18 protein-coding genes are annotated in these 15818 nt (G+C 56.9%); 12 read left to right on the top strand and 6 right to left on the bottom strand.

Annotated elements, in window-relative coordinates:
• Nucleotides 1–181: 181 nt before the first annotated feature.
• Both FPT15_RS13280 and rimO read right to left on the bottom strand, forming a co-directional pair.
• Nucleotides 182–649 carry a GNAT family N-acetyltransferase gene (locus FPT15_RS13280; RefSeq protein WP_106577228.1) on the bottom strand — a complete coding sequence of 156 codons (468 nt, stop codon included), beginning with the start codon at nt 647–649 and terminating at the stop codon, nt 182–184.
• Nucleotides 650–748: 99 nt separating this feature from the next.
• Entirely contained in the window at nt 749–2074 is a 1326-nt protein-coding gene (gene rimO, locus FPT15_RS13285; RefSeq protein WP_145161648.1) for a 30S ribosomal protein S12 methylthiotransferase RimO, read from the bottom strand.
• A gap of 128 nt (nt 2075–2202) precedes the next feature.
• Here rimO and FPT15_RS13290 point away from each other — a divergent pair, with 128 nt between their 5' ends.
• The 6 genes from FPT15_RS13290 to FPT15_RS13315 all read left to right on the top strand — a co-directional run bounded on the left by FPT15_RS13290 (nt 2203) and on the right by FPT15_RS13315 (nt 6412).
• On the top strand, nt 2203–3243 hold the full coding sequence (locus FPT15_RS13290) for a hypothetical protein (RefSeq protein WP_145161651.1): 1041 nt from the start codon (nt 2203–2205) through the stop codon (nt 3241–3243).
• Nucleotides 3240–4859, top strand: a complete 1620-nt coding sequence (locus FPT15_RS13295) for a recombinase family protein (RefSeq protein WP_145161654.1) — start codon at nt 3240–3242, stop codon at nt 4857–4859. The genes FPT15_RS13290 and FPT15_RS13295 overlap by 4 nt, the downstream gene beginning before the upstream one ends.
• Nucleotides 4860–4926: 67 nt before the next feature.
• Complete coding sequence (locus tag FPT15_RS13300; RefSeq protein WP_145161657.1) at nt 4927–5199, top strand: DUF1654 domain-containing protein; 273 nt, start codon at nt 4927–4929, stop codon at nt 5197–5199.
• A 116-nt stretch (nt 5200–5315) separates the two neighbouring features.
• Nucleotides 5316–5870, top strand: a complete 555-nt coding sequence (locus tag FPT15_RS13305) for a hypothetical protein (protein WP_145161660.1) — start codon at nt 5316–5318, stop codon at nt 5868–5870.
• A gap of 3 nt (nt 5871–5873) precedes the next feature.
• On the top strand, nt 5874–6116 hold the full coding sequence (locus FPT15_RS13310; RefSeq protein ID WP_145161662.1) for a hypothetical protein: 243 nt from the start codon (nt 5874–5876) through the stop codon (nt 6114–6116).
• A complete protein-coding gene (locus FPT15_RS13315; RefSeq protein ID WP_145161664.1) occupies nt 6113–6412 on the top strand; it encodes a hypothetical protein in 300 nt (99 codons plus the stop codon). Before FPT15_RS13310 ends, FPT15_RS13315 begins: the two co-directional genes overlap by 4 nt.
• Before the next feature lie 31 nt (nt 6413–6443).
• Here FPT15_RS13315 and FPT15_RS13320 read toward each other — a convergent pair whose 3' ends face one another.
• Nucleotides 6444–7148 carry an XRE family transcriptional regulator gene (locus tag FPT15_RS13320; RefSeq protein ID WP_145161667.1) on the bottom strand — a complete coding sequence of 235 codons (705 nt, stop codon included), beginning with the start codon at nt 7146–7148 and terminating at the stop codon, nt 6444–6446.
• 150 nt (nt 7149–7298) lie between these two features.
• Between FPT15_RS13320 and FPT15_RS13325 the strand changes: the two genes are divergently transcribed.
• Genes FPT15_RS13325 through FPT15_RS13335 form a run of 3 tightly spaced genes read left to right on the top strand, consistent with a single transcriptional unit; the run spans nt 7299 to nt 9081 of the window.
• Nucleotides 7299–7529: a Cro/CI family transcriptional regulator gene (locus tag FPT15_RS13325; protein ID WP_122252157.1), complete on the top strand. Its 231-nt coding sequence runs from the start codon at nt 7299–7301 to the stop codon at nt 7527–7529.
• Nucleotides 7526–8149, top strand: a complete 624-nt coding sequence (locus tag FPT15_RS13330) for a hypothetical protein (protein WP_145161670.1) — start codon at nt 7526–7528, stop codon at nt 8147–8149. The genes FPT15_RS13325 and FPT15_RS13330 overlap by 4 nt, the downstream gene beginning before the upstream one ends.
• 5 nt (nt 8150–8154) lie before the next feature.
• Entirely contained in the window at nt 8155–9081 is a 927-nt protein-coding gene (locus tag FPT15_RS13335) for a hypothetical protein (protein ID WP_256676446.1), read from the top strand.
• A 703-nt stretch (nt 9082–9784) separates the two neighbouring features.
• Here FPT15_RS13335 and FPT15_RS13340 read toward each other — a convergent pair.
• From FPT15_RS13340 to FPT15_RS13350, 3 genes are all read right to left on the bottom strand, one after another.
• Nucleotides 9785–10045, bottom strand: coding sequence for an ogr/Delta-like zinc finger family protein (locus FPT15_RS13340; protein WP_038449110.1), 261 nt, complete (start codon nt 10043–10045; stop codon nt 9785–9787).
• Nucleotides 10046–10117: 72 nt separating this feature from the next.
• A complete protein-coding gene (locus tag FPT15_RS13345; RefSeq protein ID WP_256676451.1) occupies nt 10118–10960 on the bottom strand; it encodes a phage portal protein in 843 nt (280 codons plus the stop codon).
• Nucleotides 10899–12950, bottom strand: a complete 2052-nt coding sequence (locus FPT15_RS13350) for a terminase large subunit domain-containing protein (RefSeq protein ID WP_145161673.1) — start codon at nt 12948–12950, stop codon at nt 10899–10901. Before FPT15_RS13350 ends, FPT15_RS13345 begins: the two co-directional genes overlap by 62 nt.
• A 163-nt stretch (nt 12951–13113) precedes the next feature.
• Here FPT15_RS13350 and FPT15_RS13355 point away from each other — a divergent pair, with 163 nt between their 5' ends.
• Genes FPT15_RS13355 through gpM form a run of 3 tightly spaced genes read left to right on the top strand, consistent with a single transcriptional unit; the run spans nt 13114 to nt 15771 of the window.
• Nucleotides 13114–14028, top strand: coding sequence for a GPO family capsid scaffolding protein (locus FPT15_RS13355; protein ID WP_145161676.1), 915 nt, complete (start codon nt 13114–13116; stop codon nt 14026–14028).
• Nucleotide 14029: 1 nt separating this feature from the next.
• Nucleotides 14030–15052 (top strand): phage major capsid protein, P2 family, encoded by a 1023-nt coding sequence (locus FPT15_RS13360; protein WP_145161679.1) that lies wholly within the window; start codon nt 14030–14032, stop codon nt 15050–15052.
• Nucleotides 15049–15771 carry a phage terminase small subunit gene (gene gpM / locus FPT15_RS13365; RefSeq protein WP_099312197.1) on the top strand — a complete coding sequence of 241 codons (723 nt, stop codon included), beginning with the start codon at nt 15049–15051 and terminating at the stop codon, nt 15769–15771. The genes FPT15_RS13360 and gpM overlap by 4 nt, the downstream gene beginning before the upstream one ends.
• Nucleotides 15772–15818 lie beyond the last annotated feature (47 nt).

Genomic DNA, 15818 nt, shown 5'->3' on the forward strand with positions numbered 1-15818 from the left:
TGTACCTGCCTGGCGCGGGTTAATCCCGGCTCCATTTCAGCGCAGGGGCTTTATTGGTCAATACACGGTTCAAAATGTGGGAGCGGGCTTGCTCGCGAAGGTGGTGTATCAGCCCAAGGTGTGCTGATGGGGCCACCGCGTTGGCAGGCAAGCCGGCTCCCACATTTTATTCTGTGTTGCGTCAGCCTCTGCGCAGTTGCTGCTGGCGCAAACGCATGTGCAGCAACGGATACGGCTGGCCCAGCCCGTCATGCTCTGCGCGGCCTATCACCTCAAAGCCCTGCTTGAAGTAAAAGCCCAGGGCCTGCGGGTTCTGTTCGTTGACGTCCAGCGTGTCGGCGTTCATGTGCTCGATCGCATAACGCAGCAGTTGCCGGCCGAGGCCCTGGCCACGGTGCTGCGGGTCGATAAACAGCATTTCGACCTTGCCTGACGCCACGCCGGCGAAGCCGGTGATGCGTTGGCGCGCGTCCTTGGTACAGATCAGCATCACCGAGTCGAGGTAGCGCGTCAGCACCAGCTCCTTGAGCAACACAATGTAGCTGTCCGGCAAAAAGTCGTGGGTCGCCCGCACCGAGTCTTCCCACAGTTGCGCCAGGTGCGCGAAGTCGCTGAGTTTGGGTGTATGAATTGCCGAAAGCTGACGCATGCCCGCTGCCTCTTGCCTGTTTCTACGCCAATGGGCAAACGATAGACCTAAAAAAGCCCCGCATCTTGTCCAGATGCGGGGCTTTTAAGGTTTTTTTGATCAGTCGCGCTTGACGGCCCACAGGTCGTATTCGTCGGCGTCGGTCACGGTGCACCAGACCTTGTCGCCCGGCTTCAGGCCGCTGGCATCGTCGATAAACACGTTACCGTCGATTTCCGGCGCATCGAAGAAGCAACGGCCTACGGCGCCTTGCTCGTCGACTTCGTCGATCAGCACTTCGATTTCCCGGCCGATGCGCAGTTGCAGACGTGCCGAGCTGATGGCCTGCTGGTGCGCCATGAAGCGCTCCCAACGGTCTTGCTTGACCTCATCCGGCACGATGGCTGCGTCCAGCAGGTTAGCGGGTGCGCCTTCGACCGGCGAGTACTGGAAGCAGCCGACGCGGTCCAGCTGCGCTTCGGTCAGCCAGTCCAGCAGGTACTGGAAGTCTTCTTCGGTTTCGCCGGGGAAGCCGACGATGAAGGTCGAGCGGATGATCAGCTCCGGGCAGATCTCGCGCCAGTTCTTGATGCGCGCCAGGGTCTTGTCTTCGAAGGCCGGGCGTTTCATGGCCTTGAGGATTTTCGGGCTGGCGTGCTGGAACGGGATGTCCAGGTACGGCAGGATCTTGCCGGCAGCCATCAACGGGATCAGCTCGTCCACGTGCGGGTACGGGTAAACGTAGTGCAGGCGCACCCACACGCCCAAGCTGCTCAAGGCTTCGCAGAGTTCGGTCATGCGGGTTTTCACCGGCGCGCCGTTCCAGAAACCGGTGCGGTATCTGACGTCGACGCCGTAGGCGCTGGTGTCCTGGGAAATCACCAACAGCTCTTTGACGCCGGATTTGACCAGGCGCTGAGCCTCGTCCAGCACATCACCGACCGGGCGGCTGACCAGCTTGCCGCGCATCGACGGGATGATGCAGAAGCTGCAGCTGTGGTTGCAGCCTTCGGAAATCTTCAGGTACGCGTAGTGGCGCGGGGTCAGCTTGATGCCTTGCGGCGGCACCAGGTCGATCAGCGGGTTGTGGTCCTGACGCGGCGGCACCACGTCGTGCACGGCGTTGACCACCTGCTCGTACTGCTGCGGGCCGGTCACGGCCAGCACGCTTGGGTGCACGTTGCGGATAGCGCCTTCTTCCACGCCCATGCAGCCGGTGACGATGACCTTGCCGTTTTCCTTGATGGCTTCGCCGATCACTTCCAGCGACTCAGCCTTGGCCGAGTCGATGAAGCCGCAGGTGTTGACCACCACCACGTCGGCGTCCTGATACGTGGACACGACGTCATAGCCTTCCATGCGCAGTTGCGTAAGGATGCGCTCGGAGTCGACCAGAGCCTTCGGGCACCCTAGCGATATAAACCCTACACGTGGATTATTACTCATATACTCACAGCCTGCAGGGTCTACCCTGGTCAAAATTCGTGGCGCGCGATTCTAAGCGTTGATCAAAAAATGCGCAAAAATAATTGTCGCGACTGATTTTCATTCATGGTCTTGTTGGAGCGAAACGGATGTCCGAGAAAGTTGAAATGCGTCGGGACGAGAGCGGGCGGATTTATTCTGTGCGGCGAAAGCAAAGTGCTTTTGCTCGACCTTTTGAGATACTGGGTGCAATCGCAGTCTACTTATCAATTTTGGCGTTTATCTTCGGAGTATTGTCATTTAGCCGACCGGAAATTATAACGGCAGCAATTGCGAATAAGGATGCCTTGTTTGCAGTTTTGTTTGGAGCTGGTGTGGCTTTAGTGGCATTCATTATTCAGGTAAAGAGCCTAGGCAGGGCGACGTTTGAAAGAGGGAGTTACCCCCATACTAGAGTGTGGTCATTTGGTAATTTGTCATCGGTCAGTAAATGGGTCGTGCAAACATTAACTGGTATGGAGTTTACCGATGTTAATGGTGGTGCTGCTAAGAAAGGGAGTGCTGGTGTAAAAGATGGCATAGGGGAAGACTCAAAAGAGAGTTTCTTTAGCTATGGCGCTGTATCCAGTGGTGAGCCGTTTGAATCGTACTGTTCAAGCATTTTGAAGTCGTTATCTGCTTATGCTACTAGCTCCGAGGAAACCGCCACTAAGTTATTGGATAAAGGTGTCGCCTTTATGGCCGGGGGCTTAGTTTTCTATATTCTCGCTATAGTAGTTTGGCAGATTTTTGCAAATCTCACTCATCCGGACCCACACGTTATGTATGTTGGTATGGCTGCCTGCTCAATGACTTTCGTCGTTGTGGAGTTTCTTGCAGCGTGGTTCTTTAAACAGTATCGTTACTATGTTGAGGTTTCAATGACCTGTTTGAGGGTTCGTTCGGGATACGATCGTTACTTATTAGGCTACTACGCTTTACGTGAGTTCAAAGGTGAAGCTGATCAGAGTTTGCGCGATCAAATGAGCGCAATTCTTAAAGAAGATGTGAAATGGCCGACATATAAGAGTGGGGCGGCTAATGATTTTAATTATATGATGGAGTCAATGAACGCCTCCCACACAACGCTTGAGAAAATGAAAGATCTATTTCAGCCAAAAAAAACGAAGCCTGAATCTCAAGAAGCATGAGAGTCGACAAAGCTAGAGTATTCAGTTATCTCCGTTTCTCTGACCCGCGTCAGGCGACTGGTAGTAGCGCTGATCGACAAATGGCCTACGCCGCGTCTTGGGCAGTACAGCGAGGCATGGTGCTTGATGCCTCGCTTACATTAAAGGATGAAGGTCTGTCCGCTTATCACCAGCGGCATGTTACCCAGGGAGCATTGGGTGTTTTTCTCCGTGCGATTGAGGACGGAAGGATTGCCAGTGGGTCTGTGCTTGTCGTTGAAGGCTTGGACCGATTGAGTCGAGCCGAGCCTATCCAGGCACAAGCTCAGTTGGCGCAAATTATCAATGCGGGCATTACAGTCGTAACAGCCAGTGATGGCCGTGAATACAACCGGGCGGGATTAAAGGCCCAGCCAATGGATTTGGTCTATTCGCTGCTGGTGATGATACGGGCTCATGAAGAGTCCGACACAAAGAGCAAGCGTGTTAAGGCAGCCATTCTTCGGCAGTGTGAAGGCTGGGTGGCTGGAACTTATCGCGGCCTCATTCGAAACGGCAAAGACCCGCAGTGGCTACGGCTAACTCCCGGAGGCTGGGAACTGATCCCCGATCGAGTGGCTGCAGTGAAACGTGCGCTGGAGCTATACAGCCAGGGCCTCGGCGCAGGCCGTGCTGCAAACGTCATGCATGACGAAGGATTCAAACTCACCGAGTGGGGCATTTCCGGGCTGCAAATCTACCGAATGATCAAACAGCCAGCTCTGCGAGGTGTGAAGCGCTTGAGCCTTGACGGTGAAGACTACGAACTGGAGGACTACTACCCTAGGGTCCTGTCTGATACCGAATGGGCCGAATTGCAGCACTTGGCAAGTCAGCGCTTCCGCCGTCGCGGTGCCGGGGAGATTCCGGGAATTATCACCGGCGTGGGATTAGCTTTCTGTGGCTATTGCGGTACTGCAGTGGTGGCCCAAAACATCATGAATCGCCGTCGCGCTGATGGCACTATCGCTGATGGTCACCGGCGGTTGCACTGTACTTCTTACAGTAAGAACGGCGGGTGTACTTACGGGGGCAGCTGCAGCGTCGTACCAGTTGAGCGCGCCGTGCTCAGCTTTTGCTCCGACCAGATCAACCTGACCAGGTTGATGCAGGCCGGTGATGCTGGCCAGACTCTTCAAAAGCAATTGGTAGTGGCGCGAGCTGCTGTTACGAAGATCACCACGCAGCTTTCTAAGGTGACCGAAGCCCTGCTGGCGGATGAAAGCGGCGCGGCCCCTCTAGCCTTCGTGCGCAAGGCAAGAGAGCTGGAAGCACAGCAGACTGTAGCGGAACAGAAGGTTGCTCAACTGGAGCATGAGGCTATCGCTACAAGCGGAGCCGTACGACCAGCGCAGGCCGAGCGGTGGGTAGAGCTTGCGGCAGAGGTGGAGGAAGGGGACTACAGCGCTCGGGAGAAGGTACGACAGCTAGTCATGGATACGTTTAATCGCATCGTAATCTATATGCGTGGGATGCAGACCGATGGCCGCAATGGCCCATTCATTGATGTGCAGCTTTTCTCGCGTTCTGGCCAGCACCGTCTACTTCGAATCAATCGCAAGAACGGCGCGTGGGTAGCGAGCGAAGACTGGGAGTAGGTCAAATGTTACACCTCTAACAGATCGGTTATACTGTGTTTTTATACAGTGTTAGAAAGGAGTCCCAATGCCGAGTCAAACCTCCGACGGTGTCGTCTGCCAGTTGTACACCTCGTACGAGAGTCTGATTCTTCGTATTCACCGCCAGATAAACAGCTCGACTGCTCAGGACAGGCGGCAGACGGTCATCATGCTTCAGCCGGGTGAAAGCTTGGACGACTGGGACACGTTCCTGGACCAGCTGGAGATGGAAGAAAGCGTGAGGGTGACGCACATCGACGCTGGAGCTGCTCACATCAGATGGACCAATCAGCATTTTTCGCGAATAGTATATGGCTAATTTTTTTCGCATAAAAATTAGTCTGCGGCTTGAATAAAAATAAGCCGTAGGCTAATTTGTCTTCGTCAGCTCGTGGCAGCTATTTGCGCTGCCTGATCGTAACGGAGACCTACGGCATGGCCCTTCACCTAACACCCTCTGTGAGGGCACGACTTTGTCAGCAGATCACCCAAAACGGTGTGTTCTCTCATAGCATCTTCGATTACAGCGGTGTGATCTGCGCGACGGCTGTCGTAGCGATTGAGCAGTACGAGCGTGCCGTGTTGATGCGCGTTGAAATTGGTGACAGCAGCAACACCGTTACACTGGCTGTCAGTGAGGACACTGGAACGCGTGCCATCAGGTTTCTGGAAGATCTGATCAACGGGGTTAGCGTCAGTACCGTGCGGGGAGTTGATGAGATTCTGTTTGTCACTGATCTGGAGCTGGTTCTGCGCGAGGCACTACGGCAGCAGCAGGGCACGTATGAGTTGCCAGTAGATCAGGTTGAGAATCTCTGGTTGATGCTTCGACCGAGCGCAGCCGATCCATCGCGGACAGTCTTTCACTTCGAGTTAGATAGCGTTGGAATTACCTTGCCGCTTCGCTTGCCCAGTAACCGTGGCCAAGCCTACGAATTGCTGTCTGCTTGTGTGCAGGAGTTCGTTGCTACCTATCGCAGGGACCGGTGAGATATGCTTGAAGACAATGTAGTAAAGGCTCTGACGATCAGTATTTCTGAACTGGATAGGCGTTTGCTTGTTAGCGGTCTCGTAGGTTGGAGGACCGCCAACGGTGACATCGATGATGCCATCAGCGCTGAAAATTGGGGGGCGATAGACCGCGCTCAAAACGACCGGGCATCGCACGCTAATACCATTGCGCTAATCTTTCACAAATACACTGACATCACGGCAGAGCAAGGGGCACACGCATGATTGGTATTCCAACGACAGGCGCCCTTGAACATGGCTGCATCAGTGCCAATGTCACCAGCGGTTATCAGTTCAAAACCGCGGATGGCCGGCCGGCGCGCCTTGCGATCATTGATGACCAGGGGAACGTGGTGGAGTCAGGCGACAGCGTGGCCAGGGAGGCTTGGAACGTATGCATCGCTGTGGTCAAGAATTTCAAAATCGGGCAGGGACATATCGTTGTTCACAGTGCCCCTCCAGGTATCACGCCTTCGAATGCACAGGCAGCGCCGGCAAAAAAGGCCGTAGGAAGACGATAAGTCCCGATACTGGTCAGGGCAAAGACGTGCGCTACATGCCGGTGATTTTGGCGTCGATTGCCCGTCCGATAATTTCCCAGCTGTCATCCAGCACTACGGGCTGGTAATTGGGGTTCAGCGGCACCAGGTAGCCCACGCCTGCATCAAGAACGTATTGCTTGAACGTGGTTTCGCCGCTGACAAGGTTACGTGCAACGTAGAACTTGCTACTGATGACATCAAAGCCTTCCGGACACACCAGGATAGGTGTTCCTTCGGGGAAGGTGGGCGGTGTATCCGACGTCATCGACTTGCCCTTGACGCGTAACCAGTAGCCTTTAGGACCAGCGTTTTCCGTGGAACTCAGCCATTCATCTGAGATTCCGGTTGGATAGCAGCCTGACGACTCAATCCCACGTCCAGCATCAACCCAACTTACCAACGGATATTCCGATGCCTGCCTATGAGGCTGGATCATTGGGCTAACGTTCGCCATCTCAGCAATTTCCGCAGCCAAACGCGGGCTGAAACTCGCAATAGGTTCCTGGAGCAATTTCGCCAGTACTGCAGCAAAGCGAGCATTCAGCGGGTTCGTACCCTTCAGATACTGGTTGACGGAAACGGGCGTAATCCCAGCCGCATCAGCGACCTTTTTTTGAGTGAGTTTAAGGGCGTTCTTTTTTGCGAGAAAAAGATCGTGAGCGGCTTTGCACTCAGCCAGAAGGGCCTCGGACAATGGTTTTTTTGAGTTCGTCATAAGCAGATTATAAGCCGCAGGCTAATATTATTCCGTTAGCCGTTGGCTTCCTATTTCTGAAATTTAATGAATCCGGCGGCTAATTAAATCTTGTTATATAAATAGCCGTCGGCTAATATTCCGCGCTCATAGACACCTGAGGTGTATGTCGTGGAAAAAATCTCGTTGAGTGACTTCGTCAAGAAGGTTGGCCAGGCAAAGGTTGCACGTGCTTTAGGCGTCAAACCTGCATCTATCGCCAAAGCGCTGAAAATGCGCCGGAATATTGAGGTGGCGGTTGCCGCTGATGGCGCCTGCGTGGCTCAAGAGGTGCGTCCATTCCCCTCACACGTTGCGGATGACCAAGACGGCAAGCAGACTAAAAGCAGCGACGCTGCATGACCACGTCCAGTCCACGACAGTTGTCCGTTTCCCGAGACCAGGTGCTGGTGGCTCACGCCGTCGAGATGATTGCTCGCACCTGTTTCAGCCAAGACGACTTCGCCCAGGTGTTGAGTGCGAATTTGCACCAGCAGATCCCTGCGAAGGCCGCGCTTAAGGATGTTCCCGACTTCACCACGCTCGCCCTGGGCAACGACACCACGTCGTTCCTGCGAGCCTCTGGCGCCTGGCTGCGCCGCGTTGGGCGATGGCTCAATGGCGAAGTAGATCTACCGAGTTGGCTGGAAGAGTCTTGGGTTGAGACGCTGGCCGGCGACTTTAAGGACAGCTGCATCAACGAGTTGGCCAGCCGGCACGGTCTTACAGGGGCGCGTGAATTGGATGGGAACGGCAACCCGCTAGGGGCGTTCGGCCAACTGGTTACGCGCCTCGGCACCACCGTTGCTTTGGGCAGTGAAATACTGGCTGACGGTCGTATAGATGCTGACGACTTGGATAAGCTGCCAGAGTTTGTTGATCGCCTGCGCTCGGTGGAAGCCCGATGCGGCGAGCTGCGGTCGCGAGCGGAAGCTGTTCTGCTTGAGCAGTCCAAGCACCCCCACCTGTCCCGGGTGAACTAGCTCCTGTGACTACCCTGGACAAGGACATCCAATCGCGTGCGGCCAACAGCCGTAAGGGCGGCACCAGTAAGGGCCGGCCGGCGACTGTTCATAAAGACAAGAAAAGTCCACATGCCGCGCTGCACGCCCCAATCCGGGCACCTCGGTATTCAGCTCCACGTCGCTTGACGGGGCAGCAACTGAAAAACCCGTTGCTGCGAATGGCCTTCTCTCGGCTCCGGCAGATCGGAGATCTACGCGGGAAATACTTGCGGGACCTGGACACCATCCATGGCGGTCGCCGCACGCGCTCCGAAAAGTTTGAAGCCCTGGCCAAGGCTTCCGAGCAGATGCTTCTGCGGTTGGACTTGGCTACCGGTGTATTGGGGTGGCTCGACGTCGAGCGCGGGCAGTACTTCCTCAATACGCAATGCGGCATCGCGGAAGATTGCGATATGTCCCCAGCGTCTCTCAACCGGCTGATGCACAGTTTGGACCTGGCGGGGTATGTTTACCGGCGGATCGAAAAAGTTCGGCTGGACGAAAAGGACGAGGCTGGGCTCAACCTGGTGCGAACTCGTGTCCTGGTCCGGTTTACCGAAAAGTTCTTCGCGGATCTTGGCGTACGCTACCTTTGGTTTCGGGCCAAGAAGGCTGCGATCAAACGCAGGGAAAAGGAGCTTCGTGAAGTCTGCGGCCTTCGGGCGGCACGCCAAGAGAAAGCATCACTGGAGGCGTTCCGGCGACAGCAATCCCGCAACAACTGGGAGAGAAGTGAGGCGCGCAAGGCGGCTCATGCGCATGGCCAACACGAAACGCTGAACCCTACTACTGGATCACCTGCTGGGTTAAAACCTCCCCTGGAGCCTGACAGAGGGCCGGGCGGTGTGGGTGAATCCATGGCGCGCCTACTGCGCAACGTCCAGGTCAAGAAAGACACTCCGACGAATTAATCGCATCCCCTGCGAGGCCAGGTTACGCCTGGTGGTCGAAAAAACACCCTCCCGCTGTACTTGCCTCACCTGCACGCGTCGTTATGCGGATAAACGCGTTCAGTCTCCCCCTATTTTTATCGTCTTTTTCCAACGGCGCCGGCGTGCGCGTGGATGATCCAGGAAGCCTTTGAATTAAACGGAATTTTATACCCCTCTCAGCATCCCCAAAGGGTATTAAAAAGAGATTTTCGAGGTGTCCGTAGGTTCAGTGTGTTGGGTACATGATGATGCCTTCGCCCAAGGGCTCAGTTCGCTACGCTCAGCTTTTTATGAGGAGCGCGGGCTGCGCGCCCGCCCAGCGGCAGGGCAGTGCCCTGCACCCATGCTAGATACCCATCACTCCGTTCTGGCGATCTAGCGCCCTCAAAGCGGTAATTGGGCGCGCCGAGGTGAGTTTTAAAATTCACCGGCAGCGGTCGCGGGCATGTTCGGGCTGCGCAGCTGATATTTTTGGGTGTGGTTTTGACGGGCTCCCGGCCGCTACGCGGGTAGCGCCGCGCCACGATTGTGAGATTCAGTCGAGAACGTCGCGGCGGCTTATATGCCTGCGCTGCAGGCATTCCGATGCGATAGCCGCCATTGGTGTTGGGCAGGGCCGCTTGGCGGCACTGTATCGATGAGGATGGGGCGTGGCGGGGAGTAGGGGAGGATGGTCCGGCAGTCAGGCGGGTTGCGAGGCGCCGACTTGGAGAAACAGCTCCTGCTGCTGTTCCGCCGGCAAATTGCGGATACGTTCGAACAATAGCGTTTCCAGGCGTTGTGTGGGTGGCCGTAGTGAGTGCTTGAATGTCAGCTCCGATACCCACGTGTGCCCGCACTGAGCATCTAGGCATTGGCAATACAGCTTTACATAGCCCCGGGTAATCTCTTCCCGTGAACTGATTCGGCCCTTGTGATCGCAGGCTGTGCAGTAGATTCGCATAGTTCCCTCCCCAGGGTTTAAGAACCATCATTATGCCTTTCTGATTGGTGATAATCACTAACTACTGTCTATTTATTCAGTTGTTTGTTTGGGTGTTTCAAGCTTTTTCCAGTTAATTCTCCTGTCGTTGCGAAGGCTGTCATTGATTTGGTTGAACAGCTGACAAATCGGCCTGATCTCGTTGCTGGTGTACACACGATCGATCTTCTCAATGTCCCCAAACCCGCCGCTGTTTTCCGGGATGATTCCGGCCAGGGCAGGGTTCATACGCCACGCCGCGATCACGTCATTGCGCGTGATGTTTTTCACCTTCTCCAATTCGTCCTTGGCCTGGAAGTCACCCACGGGGATGATCTGGATCGCGTTTTCCTTGCCGTTGGGGATGTTGACGAACATCGAGCGGAAGTTGCCCACGCCCTTACTGGCGCTGATCTGAGCCCGCAGGTTCTCTTCGTCTTCCTCGGTCAGGTCCGGGTCGTTGGTGTAGAAGATGTAGCCCGCGTGCGCGCCATTGCTGTAATAGCGCCGGCGGAACAGGGTTGCGGCCTCGTTTAACAACAGCGCCTGCAGGCCGCCCAAGTAGTCGGGCACGCCGTAGATGTTCTGTTCCACGTCGTAGTCCAGGACGTGTTCAATTTCGTCCTGGTCGAAGTCCATGAACTTGCTGTCCGGCAGCAGCATCCTGAAACCGCCGTCGACCTTCACGCGCATGTTGATCGCTGGCAGGTGCTGCATCTCCAGCACTTCGCCAAAGGCGTTGGTATCGCGATAGAAATAGGCCTCGCCAAACACCATGTAATCCAGGCTCGCCCGGCCCATGGTCTGCGTGCTGCAGCCTTCGGACGGGATGAATTCACGCAACAGCAGGTTGCGTTTGAATTTCGGAATAGCGCCGTGGTGCGCGTTGGCGCGCAGCAACTTGGCCAGGCCCGCCCGCGATACCGGCGGTTTGTAGATTTCGCCGTCGTCGCTGAGAAATACCCCCAGATACTCGCCGATGTTGCCGGACAGCACCTGTTCGGGTTCCCCGAACGTGAACGCCCGCATGGGCTGCTGCTGTCGTACCTGCTGACTGGCTTGGGGCTTTCTGCGTTGTGGTTTGGGCATTGTTTCCGCTCGTGACGTAGCGGCTACGGCGCCGCTTGTTGGTATTCAGGGGTTCGTTGGCCAGGGCGTGCATGACGGCCCAGGCGATATCGGCGTGGCCGGTGGCGTCTGTACGCGAAGCGCTGTAGGTGACCTGGCCGCTGTTGGTGGTGCCGCGCTTGATGGTCAGGAACGCCTGTGCGATGTCCGTCCAGCCGGCGTCCCACTCGATGCGGCTTCCCTGGATCGTGTCCTGGGCCTTGAGTACCAGGGTGTTTTTGGTCTCAAGGCTGTAGTGAATCGGCGTTGCCTTCGCGTAGAAGTCGCGCACCAGGTCGAACACGCCGTAACCCACGCCGGTGATATCGATCCCGATGTGCTGGACGTTGAAACGCTCTGTAAGCTTTTTGACCTGGGCGGCCTGATAGGTGAACGAATGCCCCCGCCAGCTGTGCTTCTCCAGGATGCGAAACTTTGCCCCGGGCTCCAGCGGCGGGGCGACCACCACGCACGTGGCGTCGTCACGGGTCCGGCTTGGATCGTAGCCAAGCCAAACAGGGCTGTTGCCGAAGGGGCGATCCAGTTCGGGGCTATAGTCCTCCCACAACGACAGATCGGAATAGCACCGCTCCAGATCCTTGAGGCCGAACGCGCTCTGGCTGCTGTCGATGAACTTGCAGTAGAACAGCTGCTGGAATTTTTCTTCGTCGTACTCCAGCTGCAGTTGCTCCAGGTCGAACAGATCGCAGCCGCCGGCGATAGCGTCGTCGATGGTAATAGTCTTGCGCCATTGGCCATCGGGGCACAGCGCGCCCTGGGTGTAGGCCGCCTCGGCGGGCCAGGTGCCACCGGCCTTCTTGCCGCGCTTGCTGTTGCGGAATTCCTCCCCGGACCAGAACGGATAAGCCTGGTGCGACACCGCACTGGGCGTTGAGAAGTAGGTTTTGCGCCACTTCTTGTGGGTGCCCATGGCGCTGGCCACGGTGCTGAGTTTTTCGAAGTCGCGGATCCAGAAATATTCGTCCACGTACACATGCCCGTGGTACCCCTGGGCGGTGCTGCTGTTGGTGCTGAGAAACCGCAGTTCGGCGCCGTTGCTGAGCGCGATCGGGTTACCGGTCAGCTCGATGTCAAACCACTGCTTTGCAAACTGGATGATGTAGCTGCGGAAGATTTCCGACTGCGAGCGGCTAGCCGACAGGAACACCTGGTTGTCGCCCGTTAGCACCGCGTCCATGAACGCTTCGCCGGCGAAGTAGTACGTCAGGCCGACCTGGCGGCTTTTCAGAATGTTGCGGATCCGGCACGTCAGCGGGTTTTGCTTGGCCGCGAACAGCTCCTGCTGATAGCGGTACATCTTGCTGATGAACTTATCCAGGAAGTCGACTTCGGTCAGCTCGCTGACGTCGTTTTTCACTTTCTTTTCGCGCTTCTTTGCGCCGCTATCGCCACGGCTGGAGCGCTCGCTGCGTTGCCCTGGGCGACGTTCCTGGGGCTCGCTGGCAGATTCCCCGATCGGTGCCGGCGCCGGTTTGACCGCCTGCTTTAACAGCCGCTCGCGAACGGTAGTCAGCCGGTCCAGTTCGTTCAGCTCGTCCTTGGTCAGGCTGCTGGCTTTGTCCAGGAGGAGGGTGATTCGCCGGCCAACGGCGGTCAGCGGTTCTTCGTCCGACAGCATGTCCTCCCACCCTCCCTGGCGGATCCAGTAGTAGACGATGCGGATGTTGGGCAGGTTGAGCTGCGCCTGAATTTCCTTGGCCTTACAGCGGCGCAGAAACAGGCGTTTGGCGGCTTCTTTAACTTCGGTCGAGTAGTACATGGGCCGCAGTCTATGCGGCGAAAACGCTGGAAACGCGGGGTTAAATTCCGCGTTTCTCCTATATCTCGAATATAGGAGAAACGCGCATTTGAACCGTTTGTTTAGGGCTTGGCGGCTCCCTATCTTGGCGGCTCATTCAACCGATTGAGCGCAGTTAACGCCCATGCCCCGTTCCCTTGTTTCGTACTGGAAACGTGTCGCCACCAGCGGCACTACCGCCGATGGTCGCGAGATCCTTCCCCAGGAACTGCGCGACATCGCTGAAACCTACAAGCCTTCGAAATATACGGCAGTGATCTGGTGCGACCACGAACGTTGGGGCGGTTCCCACGGCACCGTCTTTGCCGTGCGCTTGTTGGAGGAGGGCGAAGATCTGGAGCCCGGGCAAATCGCTCTGGAGGCACAGCTTAAGCCGAATGATCGCCTACTGCAGTTGAATGATCAGGGCCAAAAGCTCTTCTCCAGCATCGAGATCACCCCGAACTTCGCCGGCAGCGGAAAAGCCTACCTGACAGGTCTGGGCGTCACCGATGAGCCGGCCAGCCTGGGCACCCAGGAACTCTATTTTTCGAAGCAAACACACCAAAACTCCTTCTATGCCGCCTCCGTCGAACTGGGCTCATTTGAAGCCGAACCGCAGAGCGAGGTTGGCAAGCTGATCGGCTTGCTCACTGGCCTGTTCAAGCGCTTTGCAACGGACGCCGAGCCCGCCGAACCCACCACCCCAACTGAGAGCAAAACCCCTATGGATGAAGCTACCGCAACGGCCCTCAAAGCCCTGCTGGAGCAGCTGCTTGTCGTCGCTGCCGGCATTCAGGCTGTGATCGAACCCGCCGCCGCAGATGCACCAGAACCCGACCAGGCACCCATCGACGACGTGAGCGCGGCTGTGGACGAGATCGTCACTACTGCCGAAGAAAAGCGTGAGTTCCGCCGTAGCGGTGGTTCGAACAAGGCCGTTCTGGCTCAGTTGGAGAAGCTGCAAAAGCAGTTTTCCGCTCTGCAGAACATCTCAACCGGTCGCCAGTTGCCACGCAACCCAGGCCCGGTAAATCCTAAAAAACCGCGAGTACTCTGACATGGCCCAGCCATTAAGCGCCCGTGGCGCCAAACAGTATGCAGAGCTGCAGGAAGCGATGGCCGAAGCGTACGGCGTCGAGCGATCGAGCCGCATGTTCAGTGTTGAACCGTCGATTGCTCAGGAGCTGAACGACGCGATCACCGCTAAGGCCGACTTCCTGGAGCGCATCAACGTCACCCCGGTCAGCGAGATCAAAGGTGAGAAGGTGTTCATCGGTGTGAACGGCCCGGTCACTGGCCGCACCAACACCAAGACCACCGATCGCGAAGCCAAGGACGCATCGGCGCTGGATAACACCCAATACGAACTGGCTGATACCCAGTCGGACGTTGGTCTTCCGTACGCCAAAATCGACGCCTGGGCGAAGTTTCCAGACTTCAAAGAGCGCTACTCCGCCGCCGTGCAGAAGCGTATCGCACAAGATCGGATCGTTATCGGCTTTCACGGCACTCACGCTGCTGTTGATACTGATTTGGAAAAATTCCCCAAGCTGCAGGACGTGAACAAAGGCTGGCTGCAGCAACTTCGCGAGCAGGCCCCACAGCAGGTGCTCAAAGAGGGCAAGACTGCCGGTAAGGTCACGCTGGGCGCCGGTGGCGACTACGCCAACCTTGATGCCCTGGTGCATGACACCAAGCAAATGGTGGACGAGATCCTGCGCGAAGACGGCGACCTGGTCGCGATCATCGGCACCGATTTGCTCGCTGCTGATAAGGCCAAGTTGTACACCAAACAGGGCGACACCCCGACCGAAAAGGAGCGTATCGAAAACGCTCAGGTCATTGCGACCTATGGCGGCCTGCCAGCGTTCAGCGTGCCGAACTTTCCAGTCAACGCGGTGCTGGTCACCAGTTGGGACAACCTGTCGATTTACTACCAGGACTCCAGCTGGCGTAAGCAGACGATCGAGAACCCGAAGCGCTCCCGCGTCGAGGACTACAACAGCCGCAACGAAGGCTACGTGATCGAGCAACTGGAAAAGATCGCTTTCACCGAAAACGTTGAGCTGGTGACCGCGTGAGCCTGGCACTGGCGCACAAGCGCCGCACCCTTGCCCTGGGCAGCACTGCAGTAGCGGCGCTCGCCGCTGCTGCAGGCATGGCCTATTCCCCGGCCGATGCTCTGAGCAGCCCAGCCAATGCCCGCAAACACTTGCTGTTGCAGGAAGCTGCGTTGGATCAGGACCTGGCGCGGATCAGCGCAATCAACGGCCTTGCCGGACGACAGGCGCTCAAGCGGGAAGAGCTGCTGCCCAAGTACCAAGAGTACGTCCAGCGCTACTGCGAGTCGGGCCTGAACTTCCCCAACCGAGTTGCTGTGCAGGTTTTGGTCTGGCTGTTCGATACCGCCCAGTTTGAAGACGCCCTGGAGCTGGCCGACTTCCTGATGGAGCAGGGCCAGGAAATGCCTGAGCGCTTCAAACGCCGGGACATCCAGACGTTTGTTGCTGACGCCGTTTGCGAATGGGCCTATGCCGAATACAACGCCGGACGCAGTCCAGAGCCTTATCTGTCCGACTTGCTTCCGCGTGTAGACAACGAGTGGAACCTGACGGAGCAGATCCCCAGCAAGTACCACAAGTTGATCGGCATGCGCGCCATGGAGGCCGAGCAGTGGGAAACCGCGCTCAAGCATCTTGAGCGCTCCACCGAGCTGTATCCGAAAGCGGGCAATGAAACGCGCATCGTGAAATGCCGAAAGGCATTGGCAAAACAGCAGGCCAGCACGGCTTCCGAATAACCGACTACCCCCCCCCAGCGGGGACCTGTGGAAGTGAGCCGCCCATT

The organism is Pseudomonas sp. RGB (assembly GCF_007713445.1).
Classification (GTDB): Bacteria; Pseudomonadota; Gammaproteobacteria; order Pseudomonadales; family Pseudomonadaceae; genus Aquipseudomonas.